The sequence below is a fragment of the Mucilaginibacter koreensis genome, from assembly GCF_054783355.1.
Map to the genome: position 1 here is coordinate 446,266 of NZ_BAAGQS010000001.1, position 21,112 is coordinate 467,377.

At 41.2% G+C, this 21,112-nt stretch carries 23 protein-coding genes and 2 tRNA genes; 9 read left to right on the forward strand and 16 right to left on the reverse strand.

The annotated features are described in order from the left end of the window. Window positions 1-21 precede the first annotated feature (21 nt). From ACYVNW_RS02035 to ACYVNW_RS02045, 3 genes are all read right to left on the reverse strand, one after another. The gene (locus ACYVNW_RS02035; RefSeq protein WP_460678172.1) at window positions 22-789 is read right to left on the reverse strand and encodes an alpha/beta fold hydrolase; all 768 of its coding nucleotides are present in this window, start codon (window positions 787-789) and stop codon (window positions 22-24) included. Between the two features lie 78 nt (window positions 790-867). Continuing rightward, complete coding sequence (locus ACYVNW_RS02040; protein WP_460678173.1) at window positions 868-1,680, reverse strand: SDR family NAD(P)-dependent oxidoreductase; 813 nt, start codon at window positions 1,678-1,680, stop codon at window positions 868-870. 86 nt (window positions 1,681-1,766) lie between these two features. Further along, on the reverse strand, window positions 1,767-2,225 hold the full coding sequence (locus ACYVNW_RS02045) for a ferritin-like domain-containing protein (protein WP_460678174.1): 459 nt from the start codon (window positions 2,223-2,225) through the stop codon (window positions 1,767-1,769). Window positions 2,226-2,413: 188 nt separating this feature from the next. Between ACYVNW_RS02045 and ACYVNW_RS02050 the strand changes: the two genes are divergently transcribed. The 3 genes from ACYVNW_RS02050 (at window position 2,414) to ACYVNW_RS02060 (ending at window position 4,558) form a co-directional block, all read left to right on the forward strand. Continuing rightward, on the forward strand, window positions 2,414-3,133 hold the full coding sequence (locus tag ACYVNW_RS02050; RefSeq protein WP_460678175.1) for an NUDIX hydrolase: 720 nt from the start codon (window positions 2,414-2,416) through the stop codon (window positions 3,131-3,133). A 109-nt stretch (window positions 3,134-3,242) separates the two neighbouring features. Beyond that, window positions 3,243-3,548 (forward strand): hypothetical protein, encoded by a 306-nt coding sequence (locus ACYVNW_RS02055; protein WP_460678176.1) that lies wholly within the window; start codon window positions 3,243-3,245, stop codon window positions 3,546-3,548. Next, on the forward strand, window positions 3,545-4,558 hold the full coding sequence (locus tag ACYVNW_RS02060) for a PorP/SprF family type IX secretion system membrane protein (protein WP_460678177.1): 1,014 nt from the start codon (window positions 3,545-3,547) through the stop codon (window positions 4,556-4,558). Before ACYVNW_RS02055 ends, ACYVNW_RS02060 begins: the two co-directional genes overlap by 4 nt. A gap of 12 nt (window positions 4,559-4,570) precedes the next feature. Here ACYVNW_RS02060 and ACYVNW_RS02065 read toward each other — a convergent pair whose 3' ends face one another. Then, on the reverse strand, window positions 4,571-4,960 hold the full coding sequence (locus ACYVNW_RS02065) for a response regulator transcription factor (RefSeq protein ID WP_460678178.1): 390 nt from the start codon (window positions 4,958-4,960) through the stop codon (window positions 4,571-4,573). 260 nt (window positions 4,961-5,220) lie between these two features. Here ACYVNW_RS02065 and ACYVNW_RS02070 point away from each other — a divergent pair, with 260 nt between their 5' ends. Next, window positions 5,221-6,066 (forward strand): ThuA domain-containing protein, encoded by an 846-nt coding sequence (locus ACYVNW_RS02070; RefSeq protein WP_460678179.1) that lies wholly within the window; start codon window positions 5,221-5,223, stop codon window positions 6,064-6,066. A gap of 53 nt (window positions 6,067-6,119) precedes the next feature. After that, window positions 6,120-6,824 carry a 3-keto-disaccharide hydrolase gene (locus tag ACYVNW_RS02075; RefSeq protein ID WP_460678180.1) on the forward strand — a complete coding sequence of 235 codons (705 nt, stop codon included), beginning with the start codon at window positions 6,120-6,122 and terminating at the stop codon, window positions 6,822-6,824. A gap of 246 nt (window positions 6,825-7,070) precedes the next feature. Here ACYVNW_RS02075 and ACYVNW_RS02080 read toward each other — a convergent pair whose 3' ends face one another. The 5 genes from ACYVNW_RS02080 to ACYVNW_RS02100 all read right to left on the reverse strand — a co-directional run bounded on the left by ACYVNW_RS02080 (window position 7,071) and on the right by ACYVNW_RS02100 (window position 11,153). Then, complete coding sequence (locus ACYVNW_RS02080; protein WP_460678181.1) at window positions 7,071-7,316, reverse strand: hypothetical protein; 246 nt, start codon at window positions 7,314-7,316, stop codon at window positions 7,071-7,073. Between the two features lie 389 nt (window positions 7,317-7,705). Further along, window positions 7,706-8,128, reverse strand: a complete 423-nt coding sequence (locus ACYVNW_RS02085; RefSeq protein WP_460678182.1) for a secondary thiamine-phosphate synthase enzyme YjbQ — start codon at window positions 8,126-8,128, stop codon at window positions 7,706-7,708. Window positions 8,129-8,137: 9 nt separating this feature from the next. Then, the gene (locus ACYVNW_RS02090) at window positions 8,138-9,091 is read right to left on the reverse strand and encodes a hypothetical protein (RefSeq protein ID WP_460678183.1); all 954 of its coding nucleotides are present in this window, start codon (window positions 9,089-9,091) and stop codon (window positions 8,138-8,140) included. A 123-nt stretch (window positions 9,092-9,214) separates the two neighbouring features. Continuing rightward, on the reverse strand, window positions 9,215-10,264 hold the full coding sequence (locus ACYVNW_RS02095; protein WP_460678184.1) for an oxygenase MpaB family protein: 1,050 nt from the start codon (window positions 10,262-10,264) through the stop codon (window positions 9,215-9,217). 88 nt (window positions 10,265-10,352) lie between these two features. Next, window positions 10,353-11,153 (reverse strand): alpha/beta hydrolase, encoded by an 801-nt coding sequence (locus ACYVNW_RS02100; RefSeq protein WP_460678185.1) that lies wholly within the window; start codon window positions 11,151-11,153, stop codon window positions 10,353-10,355. 223 nt (window positions 11,154-11,376) lie between these two features. On the opposite strand from ACYVNW_RS02100, the gene ACYVNW_RS02105 reads away from it, so the two are divergent. The 3 genes from ACYVNW_RS02105 to ACYVNW_RS02115 all read left to right on the forward strand — a co-directional run bounded on the left by ACYVNW_RS02105 (window position 11,377) and on the right by ACYVNW_RS02115 (window position 13,743). Continuing rightward, window positions 11,377-12,072: a PKD domain-containing protein gene (locus tag ACYVNW_RS02105; RefSeq protein ID WP_460678186.1), complete on the forward strand. Its 696-nt coding sequence runs from the start codon at window positions 11,377-11,379 to the stop codon at window positions 12,070-12,072. Between the two features lie 51 nt (window positions 12,073-12,123). Beyond that, complete coding sequence (locus ACYVNW_RS02110; RefSeq protein WP_460678187.1) at window positions 12,124-12,702, forward strand: Crp/Fnr family transcriptional regulator; 579 nt, start codon at window positions 12,124-12,126, stop codon at window positions 12,700-12,702. Between the two features lie 138 nt (window positions 12,703-12,840). Continuing rightward, window positions 12,841-13,743, forward strand: a complete 903-nt coding sequence (locus tag ACYVNW_RS02115; RefSeq protein ID WP_460678188.1) for an SDR family oxidoreductase — start codon at window positions 12,841-12,843, stop codon at window positions 13,741-13,743. A 115-nt stretch (window positions 13,744-13,858) separates the two neighbouring features. Here ACYVNW_RS02115 and ACYVNW_RS02120 read toward each other — a convergent pair whose 3' ends face one another. The 7 genes from ACYVNW_RS02120 to ACYVNW_RS02150 all read right to left on the reverse strand — a co-directional run bounded on the left by ACYVNW_RS02120 (window position 13,859) and on the right by ACYVNW_RS02150 (window position 18,559). Beyond that, window positions 13,859-14,542 (reverse strand): hypothetical protein, encoded by a 684-nt coding sequence (locus ACYVNW_RS02120; RefSeq protein ID WP_460678189.1) that lies wholly within the window; start codon window positions 14,540-14,542, stop codon window positions 13,859-13,861. Between the two features lie 72 nt (window positions 14,543-14,614). Continuing rightward, window positions 14,615-15,697: a helix-turn-helix domain-containing protein gene (locus tag ACYVNW_RS02125; protein ID WP_460678190.1), complete on the reverse strand. Its 1,083-nt coding sequence runs from the start codon at window positions 15,695-15,697 to the stop codon at window positions 14,615-14,617. Between the two features lie 175 nt (window positions 15,698-15,872). After that, entirely contained in the window at window positions 15,873-17,117 is a 1,245-nt protein-coding gene (locus tag ACYVNW_RS02130; RefSeq protein WP_460678191.1) for a hypothetical protein, read from the reverse strand. 44 nt (window positions 17,118-17,161) lie between these two features. Then, window positions 17,162-17,500, reverse strand: coding sequence for a hypothetical protein (locus ACYVNW_RS02135; RefSeq protein ID WP_460678192.1), 339 nt, complete (start codon window positions 17,498-17,500; stop codon window positions 17,162-17,164). A 244-nt stretch (window positions 17,501-17,744) separates the two neighbouring features. Then, window positions 17,745-17,829, reverse strand: a tRNA-Leu gene (locus ACYVNW_RS02140). A 55-nt stretch (window positions 17,830-17,884) separates the two neighbouring features. After that, window positions 17,885-17,960 (reverse strand) — tRNA-Gly (locus ACYVNW_RS02145). A gap of 113 nt (window positions 17,961-18,073) precedes the next feature. After that, window positions 18,074-18,559: a regulatory protein RecX gene (locus ACYVNW_RS02150; protein WP_460678193.1), complete on the reverse strand. Its 486-nt coding sequence runs from the start codon at window positions 18,557-18,559 to the stop codon at window positions 18,074-18,076. A 93-nt stretch (window positions 18,560-18,652) separates the two neighbouring features. Here ACYVNW_RS02150 and ACYVNW_RS02155 point away from each other — a divergent pair, with 93 nt between their 5' ends. Continuing rightward, complete coding sequence (locus ACYVNW_RS02155) at window positions 18,653-21,112, forward strand: bifunctional UDP-N-acetylmuramoyl-tripeptide:D-alanyl-D-alanine ligase/alanine racemase (RefSeq protein ID WP_460678194.1); 2,460 nt, start codon at window positions 18,653-18,655, stop codon at window positions 21,110-21,112.

A 21,112-nucleotide genomic window follows, 5' to 3' on the forward strand; every position in this document is an offset into this window, starting at 1 on the left:
TAAAGTAATTTGATGCGAATGCTACTTCACCAGTTGCCTGATCATTTCAGCTACCCAGCCCGGTTGCTCTAATGGATAAAGGTGCCCCAGGCCTTGCGTTTCTATTAAACGTGCATCTTTTAAATTTGGCATCACTTCTTCGTGAATCATTTTTGTAGTAATGGCTGGGTCGTCTTTGGAGTGCAGCACTGTAACCGGCATGGGGAGACTGGCAACTTCTGTTGCAATGGATTGGCTCATGCCTTGCTCAATCCACCAACGCCAGGTATTGCCATCCACAATATAATTGGTGGCTACCGCAATTTCGTAAGCGTCTGTAGTTAGGGGCTGCACACTGTTTCTTTTAATATTGGCTGTTGCTGCCTCGGCGCTTGGGTGTACCAGCATTTGCTGCTTTTCTGCATCGGGCATAGCTTCAACAGTAGGTGGGGAGGGGGCTAATAAGATAAGCTGCTCCACCATGCCGGCGGGTGCATCAGCAGCTACCTGCATAGCTACTTTACCACCCATAGAATGGCCGATTAGTGTAAAACTGTTTAATTTTAAATCCTGCATCACCTGCAATACATATGCAGCGAAGTGTTTAATCGAAGGTTCTTCTAAGGGCTCAGTACCGCCAAAGCCAGGTAGGTTGATGGCGTATGAACGGTATTCTTTAGATAATTCGTAGCACACCCATTGCCAGCTATCGGCTGCACCGCCAAAATAGTGCAGAAACACAAGTGCTTTGCCATTGCTTTCTTTACCCCATTCATTTACTTTATTGCCCGAAAGTGCGTTATTGCCCATATATATCAAATTAAAAAGCCGGTTTTGAGTGTTAACACTCAAAACCGGCTTTTGTAAGTAGTTAAAACAAAATATTAATTAACCGAAAGCAGATTCTACCGCGCCGCCGTCAACCCGGTAATTGCTACCGTTAACAAAGCTGGCCAGTTCTGATGACAGGAAAGCAATTACATTGGCTACTTCCTCTGCTTTTCCCCTGCGTCCAACTGCCAAATGTGGACGGTCTTCTTTCAGGAAAGATTTTACTGCCTCTTCCACAGTAGTACCTTGTTCTTTAGCACGCTGTTCCATCATTGCATCCGTCATTGGCGTTTCAATAAAGGCAGGCGAGATACAATTGAACAATAAGCCTTCGTGCGAATACGATCTCGATAGGCATTTAGACAAGTTGATGATCCCGGCTTTGCAAGCATTATAAGGGCTTTCCTCTTCATAGGGCTGAAAGGCATTTTCTGATGCTACCAACACCACACGGCCCCAGCCTTTTTTCTGCAATTGCGGAATAAATGCACGGCAAATGCGTACAGCACCCATTAAATCAATATCAATGGTTTGCATCCAGTCTTCATCACTCAAAGTTAAAAAGTCGCCCGCAGCGCCACGTGCGCCAGCGCAGTTAATGAGAATATCGGCTCCGCCAAATTGCTGCTGGGCTACATCGGCCAGTTGCAGTACACTATCATAGTTGCCCAAATCGGCAACATGGGCAATGGCTTTAGCTGTGCCTACACTGTTTTTTAATTCTGCTAAAGCTTTGTCTAAATTATCTTGCTTAATATCTGATAAGATGATATGGGCACCTTCTGAAGCTAAAATTTTAGCTACGGCCAACCCTATACCTGAGTCTCCGCCTGTGATTACTGCGGTTTTTCCTTCAATTCCTAATTTCATGATCTTCTATTTATTCAAAGATAAAGCTGCCTATATAAGCAGCTTTATCTTTCGCGTATCAGCAAATGTGATTTATAATATTGAGTTTACTGGCTATCGCGCAGTGCTTTGATGCGGTCATGGGCAGCGTTGATCTGGCTGGCCTGCTGGCTTACCACTGAGCTGTACTCGGCCGACAAGCCGCTGTCTGGTGACAGGGCATCACGGTAGGCTTTCTTGATGGCGTCCTCACCGCGCTCACACTCCTCCAGGATGCTCTTGCGGTCTGAGCCGCCAAACAGTGCTTTGACGTCAATCCATGCCCGGTGCAATGTGCCGCTTACCGAGTTGGAGGTCTCAGCATCGCCGCCCAGTCTGCCCAGCTCTGCGGTCAGCTCTTGGCTGAACTTGCGGCTTTGCTGGCTGTATTCTTCAAACACCGATTTTAGGTCCTGGTTCTCATCACTAAGGTCTTTGATCGCTTTCTCAAAACCGTCTACACGGTCGTTATTGATCTTTACCAGGTCACTCAGTACCTCTTGCGAATTTTCTGTTGTAGTTGCCATAATGGTAGATGTTAAATTTTTAAGTAACATTGATTATAACTCACTTGAAAAATATATGTTTTTATATTTAATTATTTTTACTGCTACAAAAAGAGTTGATAAATAAGTGTGTTCATCATACACCCGGTTTTGTATAATTTTCATTATCTTGAACCCCACTATATACAAAGCAACCTATATACTTATATATGCAACAGAGATACGAAGGCCAAACCCGAATGCTGGTGGCAATTGATAGTTTAGTTTTTGGATTTGAAGGAGCCATTATTAAGCTGTTGCTGATTAAAAGAAGCATTGAACCCGAACGGGGTAAATGGAGTTTGCCTGGTGGATTTGTACAACCCGAAGAAGACCCCGACCATACTGCCGTGAGGGTATTGAAAGAACTAACCGGGCTTGACAATGTATACCTTGAGCAATTACATATTTATGGCAAGCCAGACCGCGACCCCGTTGAGCGCACCCTATCTGTAGCTTATTTTGCGCTCATTGATATGAATAAATTTCAGCATCCCTTAAGCCATGATTACCACGCGGAGTGGTTTGCCTTACATGAATTGCCTGCGCTGATATTTGACCATAATGAAATGGTAAAACGTGCCCGCAAGCAACTGCGGTATAAAGCCGCTTTGCATCCTGTGCTATTCAATTTACTTCCCGAACGTTTTACCATACCGCAATTACAGCAGTTATATGAAAGTGTGTATCAAACTGAGTTTGACGACCGCAATTTCAGCCGTAAATTGCTATCAACAGGATTACTGATTAAATTGGCTGAAAAAGACAAATTGACTTCTAAAAAAGGAGCGTTTTATTACAGAATTGATCAGCAAAAGTTTACAGATAACTTTGAAGCGTTTATCAATTTTGTGCCTAACCATGATAAATTAGTTGCTGAGCTGCAATAATATCCTAAATTAGGATGCGCCGCAATACGTTTTTGTATGTAGAATTGTTTTAATTAAGCGTTAAAAATTCTACAATAAAATACGATACTCAAAATCTTTCAGTAGTTTTATGCCTGCAGTAATTGCAGTTTATCCCCTGATGTTTGAGCGTAAGACCAATGAATTGATTGCACTTAAGGGTAGCCATTTACCTTTATTGAACGTGCTTTTTAAAGCAAATTATCTGCAATGCAATTACTTTAACAAGCATAAATTAATGGGGGATTGGTATTTAAGCCCTGCAATAATTACGTTGAGCGGTAAAGCCTCTTGCACTAAAAATAATAACTTAACCTATCTTTTTCACAACCTATTAACCTCAGCTTTTAATAAGGCAGAAAACTGGCCTGCTTTATCAAGCGAGTTCACTTTATGAGATCGTCTTTATTATTTGTATTTATTTTAATAATTTGTTGTGCAACGCATGCGCAGCAAAAACCTCAATATACTCAGTATATATTCAATAATTACCTGCTCAATCCGGCTGTAACCGGTATTGAAAATTATACCGATTTTAAGGCCGGTTATCGCAGCCAGTGGACCAACCTTGAAGGTGCACCTACCACCAGTTATTTAACGGTTAATACGCCTATAGGCAGTAATTTTCTAAATGGTGATGCCACGGGTATGCCAGGAGGCGGAGGTACTAACCCATTCAGCCGTTCTTATACGCAGGATTATATGGCATCCGAGCCACACCATGGGGTAGGTTTAATGGTGGTATCAGATAAGGCCGGCCCAATTACACAGACCAACCTGGATGCAACTTATGCATACCACCTAGGCCTTACGGATAAACTTAATTTGGCGGTAGGGGTAATGGCAGGTGTGAACCGAATTAGCTTAAATACTTCGCTGATTACTTTAGAGAATCCTTTAGATCCTGCCATTGCTAATGGTAATCTGAGCCAATGGAAGCCGGACTTGGGCGTTGGTGTATGGGCTTACTCGGGCAATTATTTTATAGGAGCATCGGTACAGCAACTGCTTAAACAAACCCTATATTTTAGTACTAATAATACTTATAATCAAAGTAAATCCGTACCGCATTATTTTTTTACAGCAGGGTATAAAATATTCTTAACTGATGAAGTAACTTTATTACCATCTGTGCTGGTAAAGGTCATCAATCCGGTACCGATGAGTTATGATTTGAATATGAAAGTAGCCTTTGGCGACCGTCTTTGGATAGGCGGATCTTACCGGCACAACGATTCGTTTTCTGCCCTGGCAGGTGTAAATATCAATTCACTGATCAACGTAGGGTATTCGTATGATTTTACTACATCTAACCTGCGCACAGTAAGCAATGGTTCGCATGAGATTGTAATTGGTATATTGTTCAATAACCGCTACAAGGTAGTGTGCCCTCAGCACTCTTTTTAAACAGTAAAAATTTTATATGGCTATGCGGTTAGTTATTAGCTGGCTATCCAATAACTTTTCTATCTGGCCAATTAACTGATCCATATCAAATGGCTTAGCTATAAAGGCATCAGCTCCCGAAGCAAGGGCGGATTCGGTAACATCCTTGCTTGCCGAAATCATGATCACCGGGATAGATTGCAGTACGGGGTGCGCTTTCAACGCGCGGCAAACATCGCGTCCGTCTGTACCAGACATCCAGATATCGAGTAGTATTAAATCAGTGAAATCACTTGTGGTATAGTTAAGTAAATCTGCACCATCATAGGTGTAGCTTACTTCGTAACCATAAAAATCCAATATCATCTGTACAGCGTCAACGATCCCTGGGTCGTCATCCGCAATAAATATTCGCTTCGGCATGTTAACAATAGGTAATTGCAAACTTAAATATTTATCAATGCTGTGCAATATTTTTTGTAAAAAAACTTAACACAGCATTAATTAAATTGCTCTAATTGATTTTTTTCCGATAAACATTATAGGAATTATAGTTAATATATTGATTTACAGTAACTTAGTTAGTTGGGTTGATGAGGGCTCAATAATTTCACTCAACAAGGTTTGCCATCAGCCGAATAAACTCTACATTTATGTTTTATCTGCTTTAAACCGATTTACCTATGAAAATTAAAGGCTTAAGCTTTTGTACCATTGTGCTGGTTACGCTATTATACCCTTTATTCACCTCAGCACAAAAGCGTAAGCCTGATTTCAATGTAATTGCCTTTTATACCGCTAAGCATGATCAGGCACACATCAGCTTTGTGCATGAAGCGAATAAATGGTTTCCGGAAATGGCTAAAAAGTATCACTTCACCTACGACTCCACCAGCAACTGGAATAATTTGAACACCGCTTTCTTGTCTAAATATCAAGTTGTAATCTTTTTAGATACCCGACCCGAACTGCCTGCCCAACGCGAAGCATTCGAAACTTATATGAAGAACGGAGGAGGGTGGATGGGCTTCCACTTTTCGGCTTTTGCTTTAACCCCATCAGATTATTCGCAAAACTGGGATTGGTATCATCAGACATTTTTGGGTTCGGGCCAGTATAAAAGCAATACCTGGCGGCCAACGTCGGCTATATTAAGGGTGGAAGACAAAAAGCATGCGGTTACTCATGGTCTGCCCTATACGTTCAAATCATCGCCTAATGAATGGTATCGTTGGGAGAATGATTTAACTAAAAACCCGGACATTGATATTTTGCTGGCTATAGATTCAGCCAGTTTTCCGCTGGGAACCGGCCCTAAACCTAACGAGATATGGCACAGCGGTTATTATCCAGTAGTTTGGACCAATAAAAATTACCACATGGTTTATTTTAACATGGGCCATAATGATATTGATTATGAACATGGCACCAACAAAGATTTATCGAATACCTTGGTGAATGAAACTCAAAATAAATTGATTATTAATACGCTGTTGTGGTTGGGTAGAGTTAGCAAACTAAAGCAGTAATAAGGCACATTAAAACAACTACTTTAAATATTTTATTCGAAAGACTAACATTTATGAAAAAACTAATTTATGGAGCAATAGCTTGTGCGTTGTTAAGCACTTCGGCAGTTAAGGCACAAAACACATTAACTGCTGCTCAGAAGAAGCAAGGATGGAAGATGCTGTTCGATGGTAAAGATACCAAGGGCTGGCATTTGTATTTGAACCCTGATGCTACACCTGCATGGACCGTTGTAGACGGCGCTTTGCAGCTTGACCCAAATGGCACCACCCGCGGTGATTTGTTAACCAACGATGAATATGAAAACTACGAACTTTCATTAGAATGGAAAATTTCACCGGAAGGCAATAGTGGTATCATTTTCGGTGTGCATGAAGACACTGCTTACAAACATCCTTATGATACCGGTATAGAAATGCAGGTATTGGATGATGAGAAGGCTGAAGACAACAAGAAGGCCAATCACCTGGCTGGCTCATTGTATGATATGAAGGCGCCCGCTGTTAAAGCAGTAAAGCCGGCAGGCGAGTGGAATGAGGCCAAAATCTGGAAAAAAGACGGTCACCTTATTTTTACCTTAAACGGTAAGAAAGAGATAGATGTACAGATGGGAAGTGAAGAGTGGAAAACCCTGATTGATCAGAGTAAATTTAAAACCTGGAAAGGCTTTGCCGCATACCCTAAAGGAAAAATCGCCTTGCAGGATCATGGGCATGTTGTTGCTTTCAGGAACATCATGATTCGGCAGTTAAAGTAATTTCAAAACGATAGAATAGCACATTTAATCACAACTTTAACTGTATTTAATTTTACTGATAAAATTGTAATTTCAGAATAATAAATTTATTGCTAACTGCGTTAGTATAATGTGTCTGCGCGATGCGGATAGATAAGATTAAACAAGGGCCTCAACATGAAAAGTGTTGGGGTCTTTTCTTTTAATGCATGTCTGTAATTCAATTAGCTGCTATACATATGCGCCTTACTATATTGCGGTTGATGTTTAGCGTAATTGCCCGGATTTTGGCTTGTTAGTAAAAGCAAACAGCAATACTACAAAGCCTATAATAAACAAGATAGCCCAGATGGTTGAATTGAGATTGTGTTTGTGCTTATCATAAAAGTTTATAAGCGTATATATGCCATAAGCGCCTATAGGCATAACTAAAAGATTAATAGCAGTAGTAAAGAGTGCTTTAATCTTAATTGCAAAAATCTTGTGAGTATTTGAGGAAGGTTTGGCTTTCATATTTATATGATTTAAGAAATAATAAATATGTTTTATTTACACAAAGTTACAACTGATAGTTTCAAAAATGAAATATTATGCAATATATTATTTCAGTAAAGTTAATGTTGCCTAATGTTTAAAAAGATAAGAAAACATGTAACTGTATCTTCTAATTAGCGTATAACAATGCGATACTAACCACTCGTTTAACCAATTATAATAATTGTACTCTGATGATAACTGCAATAGTTACCTTAATCTGCGCCAACGGTATTGTTTATTTAAACAAACTGAACAAAAAAACCCATCTTTAATTGGTTTAAAATGTTAATTTTATTGTATTTGTTCGCATACTATCAAAATTTGCGTTAGCCAGTCAGTGCTTAATAAAGCGACAACATTTTCTGTTAGAGTCCCCAAGCTGTAATTACCAGGTGTCGTGCACCTCCGTGGTTGCGGTGCTCGCACAAATAAATGCCTTGCCATGTACCCAGTGCTGGTTTACCATTACGGATAGGAAAGCTTACCGAACTGCCCAGCAAGGCGGCTTTTAAATGAGCAGGCATATCATCAGACCCTTCATCATTGTGTACATAATCATGGTCGCCTTCTGGTACGGCTTTGTTGAACCATGTTTCAAAGTCTTTACGAACGGTAGGATCAGCATTTTCATTTAGGGTGAGAGAAGCGGAGGTATGCTGAATAAATACTTGGCACATACCTGTTTTTAATTCACTTAATTGCGGTATAGCCTGCAACACTTCTGGTGTAATTAAGTGAAAGCCTCGCCTGCGCGGGCTCAGTTGTAAAGGCTGCTGAAACATTTTCATACGTTATTTTCAATCTTGTATACCGGTTACGTTAAGTGTAACCATGCTGCCATGAGGGATGTTTAAGGTACGACCGGGCAATACCCGTATATAATATTTAAAATAGCCATCCAGAATAGCTTTAATATTACGCGCGCTATATTTTTCAAAGTCTGGGTCGCCATAGCTATCCTGCAGCGAGCGTATAAAGTGCAAACCACCTTTTTCATCTACCGTTACTGCGAATGCGTAATTGAAATTATCATACGCCTTATGTATAGTTACATTATATTCAGGTGAATAATAAGCCTCTTCGGCTACGGTACCCATCGCCCTGTCGGGCTTTACTTCTTTCTTTTTAACTGTGATTTTTGGAGTATTGCTAATGAATTGTGCGGGTTGCGTAGCTGCAAATGCTTTTTCAGGGTGATTATATGCCAGGGCGGTTAACTTTTTAATGAAAGCTGTATCCTTGGCTGTGGGCCTTTGTAGTTCCAGCGCCGAGGTGTGCAGGCTGTCGGTGATATAAGTGTTTGAGTACAGCTTCATGAAAACATAAGGGCCTTCATGTGCAATTTCGCGGTTGGCAACTTTAAGCACCTGAAAAATAATGCTGTCTTTACTCATTGTTTTCACCCGTAACCATGCCCAGGCCATATTCACCACCGAATCATGATCAATAATTACCGGATTAACTACAAAGTTTTTAAGCGTAGGGCTGTAAATGTTGATTGAGTCTTCAGAAAGTAAAGTGAATTTCCAGCTGGGCTCCTGATAAAAACCGTGTGGCTCAAAGGCAAGGCCGCTGTCGAAAGTGCGCCTCACCTCGGTAAACGGAATACCTATTATACTTTTTAATGATATAGGTGGCTTCGGTTTAGGCTGGCTGGTATCTTGCTTAGGTGTCCTTTGGCAGGAAGTAATACTTAAAACTGTAACAGTAAAAAGTACAACCGGTAGCCACTGGCGAAAAGCGGCAGACATGGATATAGATATAGAGTACATGGAATGCGACAGACTAATGCGGCTCAAGATACTTATGTTTAAAAGCTTATGCAAATACTGTCAGGATTCTAAGGAATACAGTACATCAACATTCATAACAAGTTATATGGTTTGTGCTTGCTTAAATTGCTGATAGCTTTTTTGATAGGCCATTGTGGTATTTGCAGGTGCTGTCAGCTCATTTATAAATGCGCTGGCTTTTAATAATCTTAATTCCAATGTTGAAAGCGTATCTTTTGGTAACGCCAGCATATCGGCAATTTCATCGCCCAGCAAATAACGCATGGTGTGTACCAATTGCGTAATTGAAAAATAAGTGCGGGGAGTAACAAATGAAAAATACTGAATAAGTGAAGCCGTTAACGTTTTTCCTTGTTCAGATGGCCGGAATTGATGTTGCCTTATGGCCTCCTCCAGGTTATACGCCTGTTTACCATCTGCGGGCAGCAAACTTGCATCTAATCCGAGTAGGTAGCCAATCACATTCCATAAGTGCAGGTAAGCTTCTTGCTCAACGTAGGTAATAACCACACCAAATTTTCTCAACCCACGAATAACGAGCAGGGAGAATGATAAATTGGTGCCTGCCATATCTTCCTGGTTGATGGGCTTACCCCAGGCTGTATCCCATTGGCCGCTTTTTACGGTATAGTACCGCCCGGCAGCGTGCATTAAACGCGTTTTTAAGCAAGCGGCAAAACCCTTGCCTTCAGGCTCAAATGCACCGGGCGCCATTACATCCCACACAAATTGGGCAGTATCTGCCAGCCGTTTACCAATATTGTTTCTGAACCGATCTGATAAATATAATACCATAGCGCCATCTGCACCGGCGTAACAGTAGGGGAGCGATAGCAGCCCCAATAAATTCATAATGAGCTGTGCATGTTTAGCAAAAAACGCAGCACCGGCTTTTAATTGTTTCTTGTCAGCCCAATCGGGCAGTTGAAGTGCACTCTGTAGTAATGGCTCATTTATATAAGCAGCCGGTAAGTCACTTAATTGCTGGTTGCAATTCAAATCCTTTAGCCAATTTGCAAACTTTTGTTTTAGCAACGTGTCGGCAAAAATATTTTGAATAAAATCATCCGCATGACTATCGCCCTTAGACCGGCTATCTCGTAGAAAATTTATAGGGTAGGCTGCTGACATAAAGTATTTATATATACAAATTTACCCTTATTGCTAAACTTTTAATGGTTAGCAATAAGGGTAAATTTCTTTGTTATGATGCGATTTCCTATTTATAGAATCCTTCCGGCTCAGTTACCACTTGCCGATGGCGCTGCAGCCAGTCGAAACTGTATTGGGCAACTTCCTGCCAGCCGGGTTCGTTGCAAATAAAATGGCTGCGGCCGGTAAATTCTTTGAAGCCGGTTACGCTGCCTTTATCTGTATAAGCTTTTGCGTTCTTTTCGGTTAAGGAGGCCGGAATGATTTGGTCTTTTTCGCCTGCAATTAACAGTAAAGGCGCATGTGCCAGGTCTAAATCCACATGGCCGGCTTCACCCATACAATCGCGCAGTACATTTCGGCTATCGTGCGTTGCATAGCGTTCAAAGTAAGGCTTTACTTCCTCCAGGCTTAGGGTGTTAGCAAAAGAGCCTTGAAACGTTTCTAAATCAGTATATATGGGCTCATTACCCTTAAGCGGATTAGTAATCACAGCGCTGTTTTTGAAAAAGCTCCAATCAAAATCAAGCATAGCATTTGGCGCTACCGAATCGATTGCTACACCTGCAGTTACCATATTACGGTTGATGAGCAACTGTACAATTAACCCGCCCACCGAGTGGCCAATTACGATAGGCTTTTCATCAAGCTTTAATATAAACTCTTCAATTTTGCCAATTACATCGTTTAAAGATAAATCGCCTAAACCCGCAGGCGGATTTTGGCGTAAATCTGCCGGTTCACCTTCGTGCAAAGGCCATGCAGGTGCCAGGCAATTGTATCCTTGTTGGGTAAAATAATCAATCCAGTTGCCCCAGCTTTTAGGGTTTTGGAACATGCCGTGAATAAAAACAATTGTATTTTTCATAAGTATCTGATGAGTATAAAAGTATATAACACCTGAAAGCAATTCATTGTTGACTAATGAATGTATTTTAAGTTAATATTTTTTTATTATAAGTATATGTAATTTGCAATCATAACATGCAATGAATAGCCTGCTTAAATATGCTGTACCTAAGGGCTGCAGCAATCGTCCGTAAAAAGTAGAAGTATAGTCCGCAATTTTCAATTAAATTTACACAACATTTATGTTGACTAATTATATGAATAAGTTTTCGCTGGTGCTGATTTGTGCTGCTGTTGTATCAACTTCTTGTCGTAAATCCATCCAGGTTCCGGTAACAGATGCAGATACCGCTTTTGATGTATCCGGAACGGATGTATACTTGAAAAGTGAGATGTCAGTTACCGCTAAAACTTCGCTGAACGCGGCTTACGATTGGGATTTTGGAGACGGTACTGCTCATGAAAGTGGTACTATGGCCAAGCATACATACACCAAATCAGGTAAGTTTACCATTACACTTAAAATCGGCGGTCTAACTTCTTCTAAACGTATCCGCGTAATGCCGGGTGAGTTGAGTTACCAGGTGAAAAATTCGTTGGATCGTGATTATTACAGCTATCAGGCCCGGATACTTGATCCAAGCGGTTCACCGTTTTATACGGCCAATGGCAATCTCATTACCAAGGGAAGTGTAACAGATACCATATTTGTGAATATTGGCAGCAACCGCATTGGCAGTGATATATTGGTAGATGGTACTATCTATTCGGACCGCGGTAATGCCCTGAAGTTTGGTATTGGAGGTACATTGAATAAAGGCACGCATTCTTATATTGAAATGACGCCAGCCACATTGGGTAACTTTTATCAAACCAGTGGTAATATTGCGCTGCCCGGCAGTGCTGTTACCATTGGTACGGCTATAGCAAATTATTGAAATAAGGCATTAATGCAGTGTACACCTATATACGCTTAATTTGATATACACATGTTTACCGAATTTGAAACTTATTTAAGAAATCAGGCACAGTTAACCGATGCGCAGCTTGATTTGCTTAAGCAAACTGCTGTGCATAAAAAGGTGAGCAGGAAGCAGGCTTTGTTGCAAAAAGGGGAGGTATGCCGGTATAAAATATTTATTATAAAAGGTTTGTTGCGTATGTATCGTACTACGCACGATGGCAGCGAACACATTATACAATTCTGTCCTGATTTATCATGGACTACTGAAGCGGAAAGTTATAATAATCAGACACCTTCGCAATACTATATAGATGCACTGGAAGATAGTGAATTGCTTATGTGGAATAAAAGCGATTTCGACCAGTTGTTTGTTCAAATTCCTACCCTAAAAGTTTATTCGGAGCGATTAATTTCTCATACTTTGGTGCTTAGCCGCAACCGTGTGTTTAATAGCATCAGTTTGAGTCCAGAGGAAAAGTATGATGATTTTATTGAAACCTACCCGGGGTTGCTCGCCAGGGTACCTTTGCGCATGGTGGCTTCTTATCTTGGCGTTTCCGTGAAAACATTAACCCGCATCAGGCACGCACAGTTGCAACGATAATTAAAATTGAGGACAAATGTCCTCTTTGTGGCGTTTACAATTGCTGAATTTTGATTTACAAAAATGATGCTGACTGTCTTGAAAAGTAAGATCACTAAGGCAGGAGAGTATCGGTTTTAAAAATAAAATATCAAAAATATGCGCGTATTTGTAACAGGAGCCTCCGGATTTGTTGGTTCTGCCATTGTTGAAGAATTATTAAATGCGGGTCACCAGGTATTAGGCCTCGCCCGTTCTGATGAATCAGCCCGGAAAATCATAGCTGCGGGTGCAGCCGTACACCAAGGCTCAATTTATGATTTGGATAGCTTAAGGAGCGGAGCAGCGGCTGCTGATGCCGTTATCCACACTGCTTTTAACCACGATTTTTCTAAATACAAGGAAAACTGCGAAACTGATCGTAAGGCGATTGAGGCTATGGGCGATGCAATTACAGGGACTAGTAAGCCGATGGTTATCACTTCAGGCACGGCATTGCTAAGCTTAGGTCGCCCGGTAACTGAACAAGATAAGCCATTGGCCGATTCTACCATTATACCGCGTGTGGCTTCTGAAGAGGCTGCTGCTGCCATCACATTAAAAGGAGTAAATGTATCTGTAGTGCGCTTGCCGCCATCAGTTCATGGCGAGGGCGACCATGGCTTTGTACCTATGCTCATTGACATAGCCCGCGAAAAAGGTGTGGCTGCTTACATTGGTGAAGGGTTGAACAACTGGGCAGGTGTGCACCGCGTGGATGCCGCACGGTTATACCGCTTAATTATAGAGCAGAGTACCAGCCCGGCCACCTATCATTGTGTGGCCGATGAGGCGGTACCTTTTAAAGAAATTACCCAGATTATTGCCAAGCACTTAAATATGCAGGCCGTGAGTATTACTCCGGAGCAAGCTACCGAGCATTTCGGCTGGTTAGCGCATTTTGCAGGTATTGACAGCCCTGCATCCAGCCAGTGGACGCAACTCAAATTAGGATGGGAGCCTCAACAACCTGGTTTAATTGCTGATATAGATTCAGTGGCTTATTTCAAGACAGTATTATAACGCCAGTATGAGTTGATGACCTGTTTATCATGTGTAATCATCATTGCTGTAGTGAGAGCTTCGCTACTTAAAAAGCGGAGCTCCAATATTGATTATCTTTAATCAGATGCCATTTTCAAAATTTTTGGACAGATGCTGTTTTACCTGGAGTATTACCTAATCCTTTTCGGGTACCGGTACTTATTATAAAACCTATCGCAACCAAAGTTCCTAAAATAGAAGGCAGAAATTGACTATAAGGTTGGTAATGCGGTAGAACAGTGCCGGTAAAGGCAGAAAGTAAACCACTAAAAGCGCTTACCATTTTCAGAATATGTTCAGGCAGCCATAATTTCGTATAAATTTTTACAGGTAGAAGATATCTACCTATGTCATATAATACGATCAGAAATATATAGCCAACTGTGCTGTATATAATCACAGGAGACCACATGAGGCCAATTGATTTGAAGTAACACAGAAAATATAAAACGGATGTTAATGCGATGATACAAATGGAGATGTCTAATAACTTTGGCACATTTGATCGTAATTTTATAATACGGTAACCTGAAAATGCCATATATCCACTAAGTACTGTGATCACCAGCAAAAAGGTGTTTCTTCCAAAAAAGAACACTCCAACAAGGCCGGTGAGTATTACAATCGCTATAAGTATCAAAAAAAATTGCCCTGACGATTTATGCAGCTTGCCTGATTTAATTGATACAAGCGCTATCAATCCGGCAATCAAAGCCAGTGAGCCGCAAACTACGTGCAAGGTAATGTTGGTTTTGTGCAGAAGTGAAAAATTCTCCATGTGATTTTTTCTTCAAATAGAGAAAATTTAGGCCCTGCCATCGTCCTGAAATGTAGGGATGTACCTATAACCCTAATTTTGAACCGATTTTTGGTACTGTAAAGGCGTCAGACCAGTAGCTTCTTTAAAAATTTTGTTAAACGAAGATTTTGAGCGAAAGCCGCATTCGAGTGCAATGCCCAATACGGAGTAATGAGATTTAGACTGATCAGATAAATATATTTTTACTTCCTCAACCCGGTAGTTATTGACGAAAGTGAAGAAGTTAGACTGTGACTGTTGATTGATGACTTGCGATAGCTGGTTTGAAGTGATCCCCATTTGCGTTGCAAGCATATTTAAGTTCAATTCTGCATTTAAATGCGGTTTGCAGTCACGCATATGATTTTTTAATTGAATAAATAGCTGTTTCGTTTTTTCATCAGTAAGCCCTGAGTTTTTGTAACTGATATTAGCAATATTATCGTCAGCCGAATTTTCAGTGATTGCATTTTGGGGTAAATTGTGTTGTTTTAAGCCACCGTATCCCATGATGAACACATACAGGGTGAGCACTGCTCCAACCACCGCAAATAAATCAGAATAAGGTATAAGCCCATAAGTTACCCCAAATTTAATTAAGAAAAATAAGCTGATAAACAGCGCAATAAAGGAGCCGACTGTCCACTTTAACCAGTTTAAGCTTATCTTTTCGGTATATGAATAACTGTCCGGCAAATGTCTTTGGTGCCTGATAAGTACTAAAAAACTTGCAATTGCATAATAACAGGGTACAAATGCCAGCAATGCGGTTAATAAGCCTTTAGTAACTGCATTAACGCTTTTACTAAAGTTAGGAAGTGCATCTTTGAAATGAAGATAGTGCTGAGGAGCATAGTATAAGTAAAATGCAAAAGAAGTAAAAGTTAAGAATGGAACACTGTGGGTTAACAAATTTCTTACTCTTAAACTGTTGCTAACAGATAAAGAGCGGATGTAAAAGTAAAGAACCGGTGAATTGAGCAAAGGAAAAGAAAAGCAAATTAACTGTAACCATGCCGGCAATAAAGGATGTGATAACAGGTTATCATAATAAAAAGAGAGTTGTAGCGCTATGATTCCCATCCATAGCATCAAAATCAAATCACTTTGACTGTGTTTTGATTTCTGTTTCAATAGCAACATGAAAAATATGCCATTAACGGCTCCCGTTAATATTAGCGATCTCAGCAACATTTGCGGAAAGGTACAAGTTTATAAGCTTTTAAAAAGTCGATAATTCATATACACAAATACGGCCTGTTCACATCATATGAACAGGCCGTGTTTGTGTATATGAATTAAAAAAAGATTATTTTAAGCCAAATATCAGCGGGAAAATAAAGGTAACTACAACTGTCCAAACAAAGTAAACTGGCAGGTAAAGGGCTGTTATTTTGCCTACAGTATTAGTAGCTGCTCTTTTAGTAATGGCCTTAAATAGCTGAACAGCTACCAATAGCAAATTAATTAAAATTAAAATATTGCCGCCCAATACTGCAGTCCGGTTAGGGGTAAAGCCCCACTCTGTTATGCGGAACAAAATGGCAGAAAGCGCAATGCCGTTAACTGCAATGGTAACTGCCGACAACAGGAAAAGTACCCATAACTCAGCCCGGCTTTTGTTGGCCTGACTGCTTTCGGCAATAGAGAAGAAAATGATAGCCATTACACCCAAAAGCAAGGCGTTGAACATTATCAAAAAATCACGATCGTGGTAGGGGTTTTTTCCAGAATACATAGTAGCAATCAGATAGACCACTAACATGATCAACACCAGCGGGCTGAATAGCTTGGCGATTACCGGAGAAACTTTGCCTACCAATTGCGGATTGGTTTGGGTAAGATAAGTGCCTATAATTGGTGCAGCGGCCAGGCCGAAAATGACTACGTTTTTAAAATAAAATTCTTCAATTTTCAGCCCAATAACAGAAAACAACCCAACGGTAATGCCAGACATGATGGCTCCGGCAATCAGGATCAGGGTTGTCATTACCACCAGGTCGCCGTTATACTTTAAAAAACCCAATCGTTTTTCTTCATTGTATTTGGCTCCGCCAACAAATGCAAACCCTAGTATTACCCATTGAAATAAAATCAAATGGATACATGATAAAATTAAAGTATCACTGTTTTTTGAATCCGGAAAGAGGTTGATGAATATAAGGCCGACGACGCTTAAACAGCCAACCAGTGCAATCTTACCGGCAGATAATTGATTTTTCCAGGCGAAATAAGCAGTTAGAAATGGAAATACAATAAACCCAATATTTCTTGGATAGAAGAAATCCTCGCTGATGTTGAAGTAAAACGGCAGTTTAGCTATAACTCCAGCCAGTAGGCCTGCTGCAATCACAAGTAATAGTTCGAGACCGCTGCCCCAATTAATTTCTTCGCTTTCGTAGCTCAACCTTTCGTTCCAGAAATCTGCCAGGGCATTGCCTTTCAGTTCGGGGTATAAGCTGCAAAAATCTCGTTTAAAAGGTGCCTTATGGCTCCGGTACAATCTTTCAAGCTTGCCGGGATTATCCAGACAGGCGAGGATATCATTTTTCATAAATTAAACTTTGTAAAGTGATAATTGAGGTTTGTTTAAACAGGTTAGTTCCATAAAGTGCCATTTAACCCTAAAACAGTGCCTACCCAAAGCGCAATAATATAGCAGGCACAGCCAATTACAATAGCCAATGCTTTATGCCATCCGTGCTGAGTAAAAAAGTGGCCTGTTAAATAACTGAATGCGCCACCTGCCGCACCGGCCAGCGGAACTACGATTAATGGTTTCACCATCCATAAATTGCCCCATTCGGGCTTGGGGTGCTTAACTCCAGATAGAAATACAATAATTAGAATTAAAGCAATGCCAGCGCCCAATAGTGCTCTTAAAACTATTGATGCTGGCTGAATACGTTGTGTGGTTAAGTTGTTAGTAGTCGGCATAATTAATGTAACTATGAGGTTTTATGAAAGTACTTTGTATTTCAAAGATAGCATATTTAACTTTGTACTTCAAAGTAAGTTTTCAAAAAAATTTATTATTAATGTTATAAGCCATCAACCAAAACTTAAAATTAAGCTTAACGGTGTTCTTTTGATAATAAGGTAAACTATATTGAAGTATTAAATGAGATGAAGGGAGGGGCTTAAACCACAAGAGCCCTGCTGATATTCAGCAGGGCTCTTGTACTCAGAGCGGGAATCGAACCCGCACTCCTTTAACGGGAACAGGATTTTAAGTCCTGCGTGTCTACCAGTTCCACCATCTGAGCAGGTGTGGGTGTTAACAACAAATCCCTTCTTTGTATAGGGCAAGAGAAGGGATTGTGGAGCGAAAGACGAGATTCGAACTCGCGACCCCGACCTTGGCAAGGTCGTGCTCTACCAACTGAGCTACTTTCGCTTATGGGCCTTTAACGTGGTGGCGGGCGTTTAAGTCACTGCCATTCCGTTTTGGTGATGCAAATATAGAGCGCAAATCCGGTTCTGCAAATTATTTTTTAAAAAAGCTTAATGTTAAGCTAACGCACTGGCTTTCAAAACTTCACTAATCAAATCACTTTCAAACCCGCGGCTCATGGCATATTGCTGTAGCTTGTAGCGCCGCTTGTAGGGCTCACGCTCTGTTAGTTTATCGGCTTTTTTTTGCATCAGCTTCTCCAGAGTAGCCATATAGGCATCTCCATCCAAGCTGCGCAGCGCTTTGTTAATTAATTTATCCGACACCCTTTTCAATTTCAAGCCCTGTTTAATTTTTACCCGGCCCCATTGCTTCTGATTGAATTTGCCTTGTGCATAAGCCATAGCAAAACGTTCTTCATTCAAAAAGTTATCTCCAATCAGCCGGGTGATAATTTGTTCAATTACAGACGGGTATACACCCCACTCGTATAATTTATCGCGCACTTCCTGCTGCGAGCGTTCCTGGTAGGCACAGTAATGTTCTGCTTTGGCTTGCGCCCGCTTAGGGTCAGTTATTTTCTTCTTTACTTCTTCGTCCATCAATTACAATTAACTTCGGCATTCTTCGTCAAGAAAGCCTATTAAATATACGCATAATTGCGCTATTACTAAAATTATAGCCAAATTCGTACCATGCATTCGGGTAGTTATTCTGTCAGTTTTATTGCCATCATCACACATGCCAGGGGCAGGGTGGTGAATGATTATCAAGTAAATGAACTGGTAACTGATAGCCGGCGCATCACACATGCTAAACAAAGTTTATTCTTTGCACTCAAAGGTCGGCGTGATGGTCATGATTTTATTTCCGAAGCTTACGCTGCCGGTATTCGAAGTTTTATAGTAGAGCTATTACCGGAAGTAATGCCGGAAGATGCTAATTTCTTGTTGGTAGAGGATGTGTTGAATGCTCTGCAACAACTGGCTGCTTATTACCGGGGCGGTTTTCAACTGCCTATTATCGGCATTACTGGTAGCAATGGCAAAACTATTGTCAAAGAGTGGTTGTACCAGCTTTTAGCTGCCGATGAACACATTGTGCGTAATCCCAAAAGCTATAACTCACAAATAGGGGTGCCGCTCTCAGTTTGGCAAATCGGCAAAGAAGATACCTTGGGCATTTTTGAAGCCGGAATATCTACTATTGATGAGATGGAAGCACTGGAGCCAATAATCCGGCCTACCATTGGGGTACTGACTCATATCGGCGCTGCGCACAATGAGGGGTTTCGGAGCCTGAGCGAAAAAATTACAGAAAAGCTAAAGCTTTTTGCCCACAGCAATTTAGTGGTTTACCAGTTTGAAACTTTGCTCAATTACCAGGAGTACCTACCGCAACGCCGGCATTTTACCTGGAGCTACCTATACCAGGAGGCTGATTTATATGTAACCGGGCAGCAATTGCAAGGTAGCCAAACGCATATTGAAGCAGTTTTTAATCAGGAGAAAATAACTTGCCTGATACCCTTCCATGATGAAGCTTCGGTTGAAAATGCAATCACCTGCTGGGCGGTACTGTTAGCTATGGGTTATCATCCGGCAGAAATCAAGAAAAGATTGTCGTTACTGAGTGCTGTAAGTATGCGGCTGGAACTTAAGAATGGCCGTAACAATTGTTCAGTGATTGATGATTCATATAATTCGGATCTACAGTCTTTAGAAATTGCACTAAACTTTTTAAATCAGCAAAACCAGCACCCAGTTCGAACGCTGATTTTGTCGGATATTTATCAATCCGGCTTGCAAGCCGAAACGCTGTATAGGCAAGTAGCCGATATGGTAAAGCAAAAAGGGGTAGATAGGTTTATAGGCGTAGGCGAACAACTGGTGGCTCATCAAAATTATTTTCAATGCCCCGAAGCACATTTTTACACTCAAACTAATGATTTGTTACAAGCGCTGCCCGATCTGCATTTTCAAAATGAAACCATATTAATTAAAGGGGCGCGTTTATTTGGTTTTGAGGAAGTAAGCCAGGCATTAGGGCAAAAGGTGCATGGCACAGTAATGGAAATCAATCTAAATGCGCTGATCAACAACCTCAATTATTACCGCAGCCAGCTGCAACCAGGCGTAAAGCTGATGGCCATGGTAAAAGCATTTTCGTACGGCAGCGGTACATTCGAAGTGGCCAATGTGTTGCAATACAACAAAGCCGATTATTTGGCGGTGGCTTATGTAGATGAGGGTGTAGCCTTGCGCCAGACAGGCATTACTTTACCCATTATGGTACTCAACCCTGAGCCTTCGGCTTTTCAGCAGCTGATAGCGTATCATTTAGAGCCGGAGATTTATAGTTTGTCGCAATTGCAGGAGTTATTAAGTCATTTACAAAGCGGAGGCTCGCCTTATCCGGTTCATATCAAAATAGATACAGGCATGCACCGCCTGGGCTTTGCACCCGAAGAATTGGGGCAGCTCTGTCAGATATTGCAGCAAAACACTTCCATTAAGGTACAATCGGTGTTTTCACACCTGGTAGCCAGCGATGCTGCTGAACACGATGATTTTACACTACAGCAGTTCGCACAGTTCGAAAAGGCCTGTTTGCAATTGCAAACGGTGGTGATGTATCCATTCTTAAAACATATTTTGAATACTTCAGGCATATCGCGTTGGCCGCAGGCACAATATAATATGGTTCGCTTGGGCATTGGTTTATACGGCGTTGATGCTGCCGTACCCGCATCATCGGGCAAGTTGCAGCCGGTGGCAACTTTGAAAACCAGCATAGCGCAAATCAAAGATATCAGGGCCGAAGAAACCATCGGCTATAATCGTAAAGGGGTGCTGCATAAAGACGGCCGTACAGCTACTGTGCGCATCGGTTATGCGGATGGTTACCTGCGTGCCTTCGGTAACGGGGTGGGCCAGATGCTGGTGAACGGTAAACTGGCACCCACTGTAGGCAACATTGCCATGGATATGTGCATGATAGATGTAAGCGATATTGAAGTGAATGAAGGCGACACAGCAATTCTGTTTAATGAACAGCACCCTATTGAAGAACTGGCCCGGCAAATTGGCACCATTCCTTATGAAATACTTACCAATGTTTCGCAGCGGGTAAAAAGGGTGTACTTTTACGAGTAA

What these genes read in the sequence shown, in the direction of transcription:
- ACYVNW_RS02130 (WP_460678191.1), bottom strand. Translation starts at nt 17,117, where the DNA reads ATGAAAAATGATATCCTCGCCTGTCTGGATAATCCCGGCAAGCTTGAA.
- ACYVNW_RS02045 (WP_460678174.1), bottom strand. Translation starts at nt 2,225, where the DNA reads ATGGCAACTACAACAGAAAATTCGCAAGAGGTACTGAGTGACCTGGTA.
- ACYVNW_RS02115 (WP_460678188.1), top strand. Translation starts at nt 12,841, where the DNA reads ATGCGCGTATTTGTAACAGGAGCCTCCGGATTTGTTGGTTCTGCCATT.
- ACYVNW_RS02075 (WP_460678180.1), top strand. Translation starts at nt 6,120, where the DNA reads ATGAAAAAACTAATTTATGGAGCAATAGCTTGTGCGTTGTTAAGCACT.
- ACYVNW_RS02090 (WP_460678183.1), bottom strand. Translation starts at nt 9,091, where the DNA reads ATGTCTGCCGCTTTTCGCCAGTGGCTACCGGTTGTACTTTTTACTGTT.
- ACYVNW_RS02035 (WP_460678172.1), bottom strand. Translation starts at nt 789, where the DNA reads ATGGGCAATAACGCACTTTCGGGCAATAAAGTAAATGAATGGGGTAAA.
- ACYVNW_RS02150 (WP_460678193.1), bottom strand. Translation starts at nt 18,559, where the DNA reads ATGGACGAAGAAGTAAAGAAGAAAATAACTGACCCTAAGCGGGCGCAA.
- ACYVNW_RS02080 (WP_460678181.1), bottom strand. Translation starts at nt 7,316, where the DNA reads ATGAAAGCCAAACCTTCCTCAAATACTCACAAGATTTTTGCAATTAAG.
- ACYVNW_RS02105 (WP_460678186.1), top strand. Translation starts at nt 11,377, where the DNA reads ATGTTGACTAATTATATGAATAAGTTTTCGCTGGTGCTGATTTGTGCT.
- ACYVNW_RS02100 (WP_460678185.1), bottom strand. Translation starts at nt 11,153, where the DNA reads ATGAAAAATACAATTGTTTTTATTCACGGCATGTTCCAAAACCCTAAA.
- ACYVNW_RS02050 (WP_460678175.1), top strand. Translation starts at nt 2,414, where the DNA reads ATGCAACAGAGATACGAAGGCCAAACCCGAATGCTGGTGGCAATTGAT.
- ACYVNW_RS02065 (WP_460678178.1), bottom strand. Translation starts at nt 4,960, where the DNA reads ATGCCGAAGCGAATATTTATTGCGGATGACGACCCAGGGATCGTTGAC.
- ACYVNW_RS02120 (WP_460678189.1), bottom strand. Translation starts at nt 14,542, where the DNA reads ATGGAGAATTTTTCACTTCTGCACAAAACCAACATTACCTTGCACGTA.
- ACYVNW_RS02070 (WP_460678179.1), top strand. Translation starts at nt 5,221, where the DNA reads ATGAAAATTAAAGGCTTAAGCTTTTGTACCATTGTGCTGGTTACGCTA.
- ACYVNW_RS02110 (WP_460678187.1), top strand. Translation starts at nt 12,124, where the DNA reads ATGTTTACCGAATTTGAAACTTATTTAAGAAATCAGGCACAGTTAACC.
- ACYVNW_RS02155 (WP_460678194.1), top strand. Translation starts at nt 18,653, where the DNA reads ATGCATTCGGGTAGTTATTCTGTCAGTTTTATTGCCATCATCACACAT.
- ACYVNW_RS02040 (WP_460678173.1), bottom strand. Translation starts at nt 1,680, where the DNA reads ATGAAATTAGGAATTGAAGGAAAAACCGCAGTAATCACAGGCGGAGAC.
- ACYVNW_RS02135 (WP_460678192.1), bottom strand. Translation starts at nt 17,500, where the DNA reads ATGCCGACTACTAACAACTTAACCACACAACGTATTCAGCCAGCATCA.
- ACYVNW_RS02060 (WP_460678177.1), top strand. Translation starts at nt 3,545, where the DNA reads ATGAGATCGTCTTTATTATTTGTATTTATTTTAATAATTTGTTGTGCA.
- ACYVNW_RS02085 (WP_460678182.1), bottom strand. Translation starts at nt 8,128, where the DNA reads ATGAAAATGTTTCAGCAGCCTTTACAACTGAGCCCGCGCAGGCGAGGC.
- ACYVNW_RS02055 (WP_460678176.1), top strand. Translation starts at nt 3,243, where the DNA reads ATGCCTGCAGTAATTGCAGTTTATCCCCTGATGTTTGAGCGTAAGACC.
- ACYVNW_RS02095 (WP_460678184.1), bottom strand. Translation starts at nt 10,264, where the DNA reads ATGTCAGCAGCCTACCCTATAAATTTTCTACGAGATAGCCGGTCTAAG.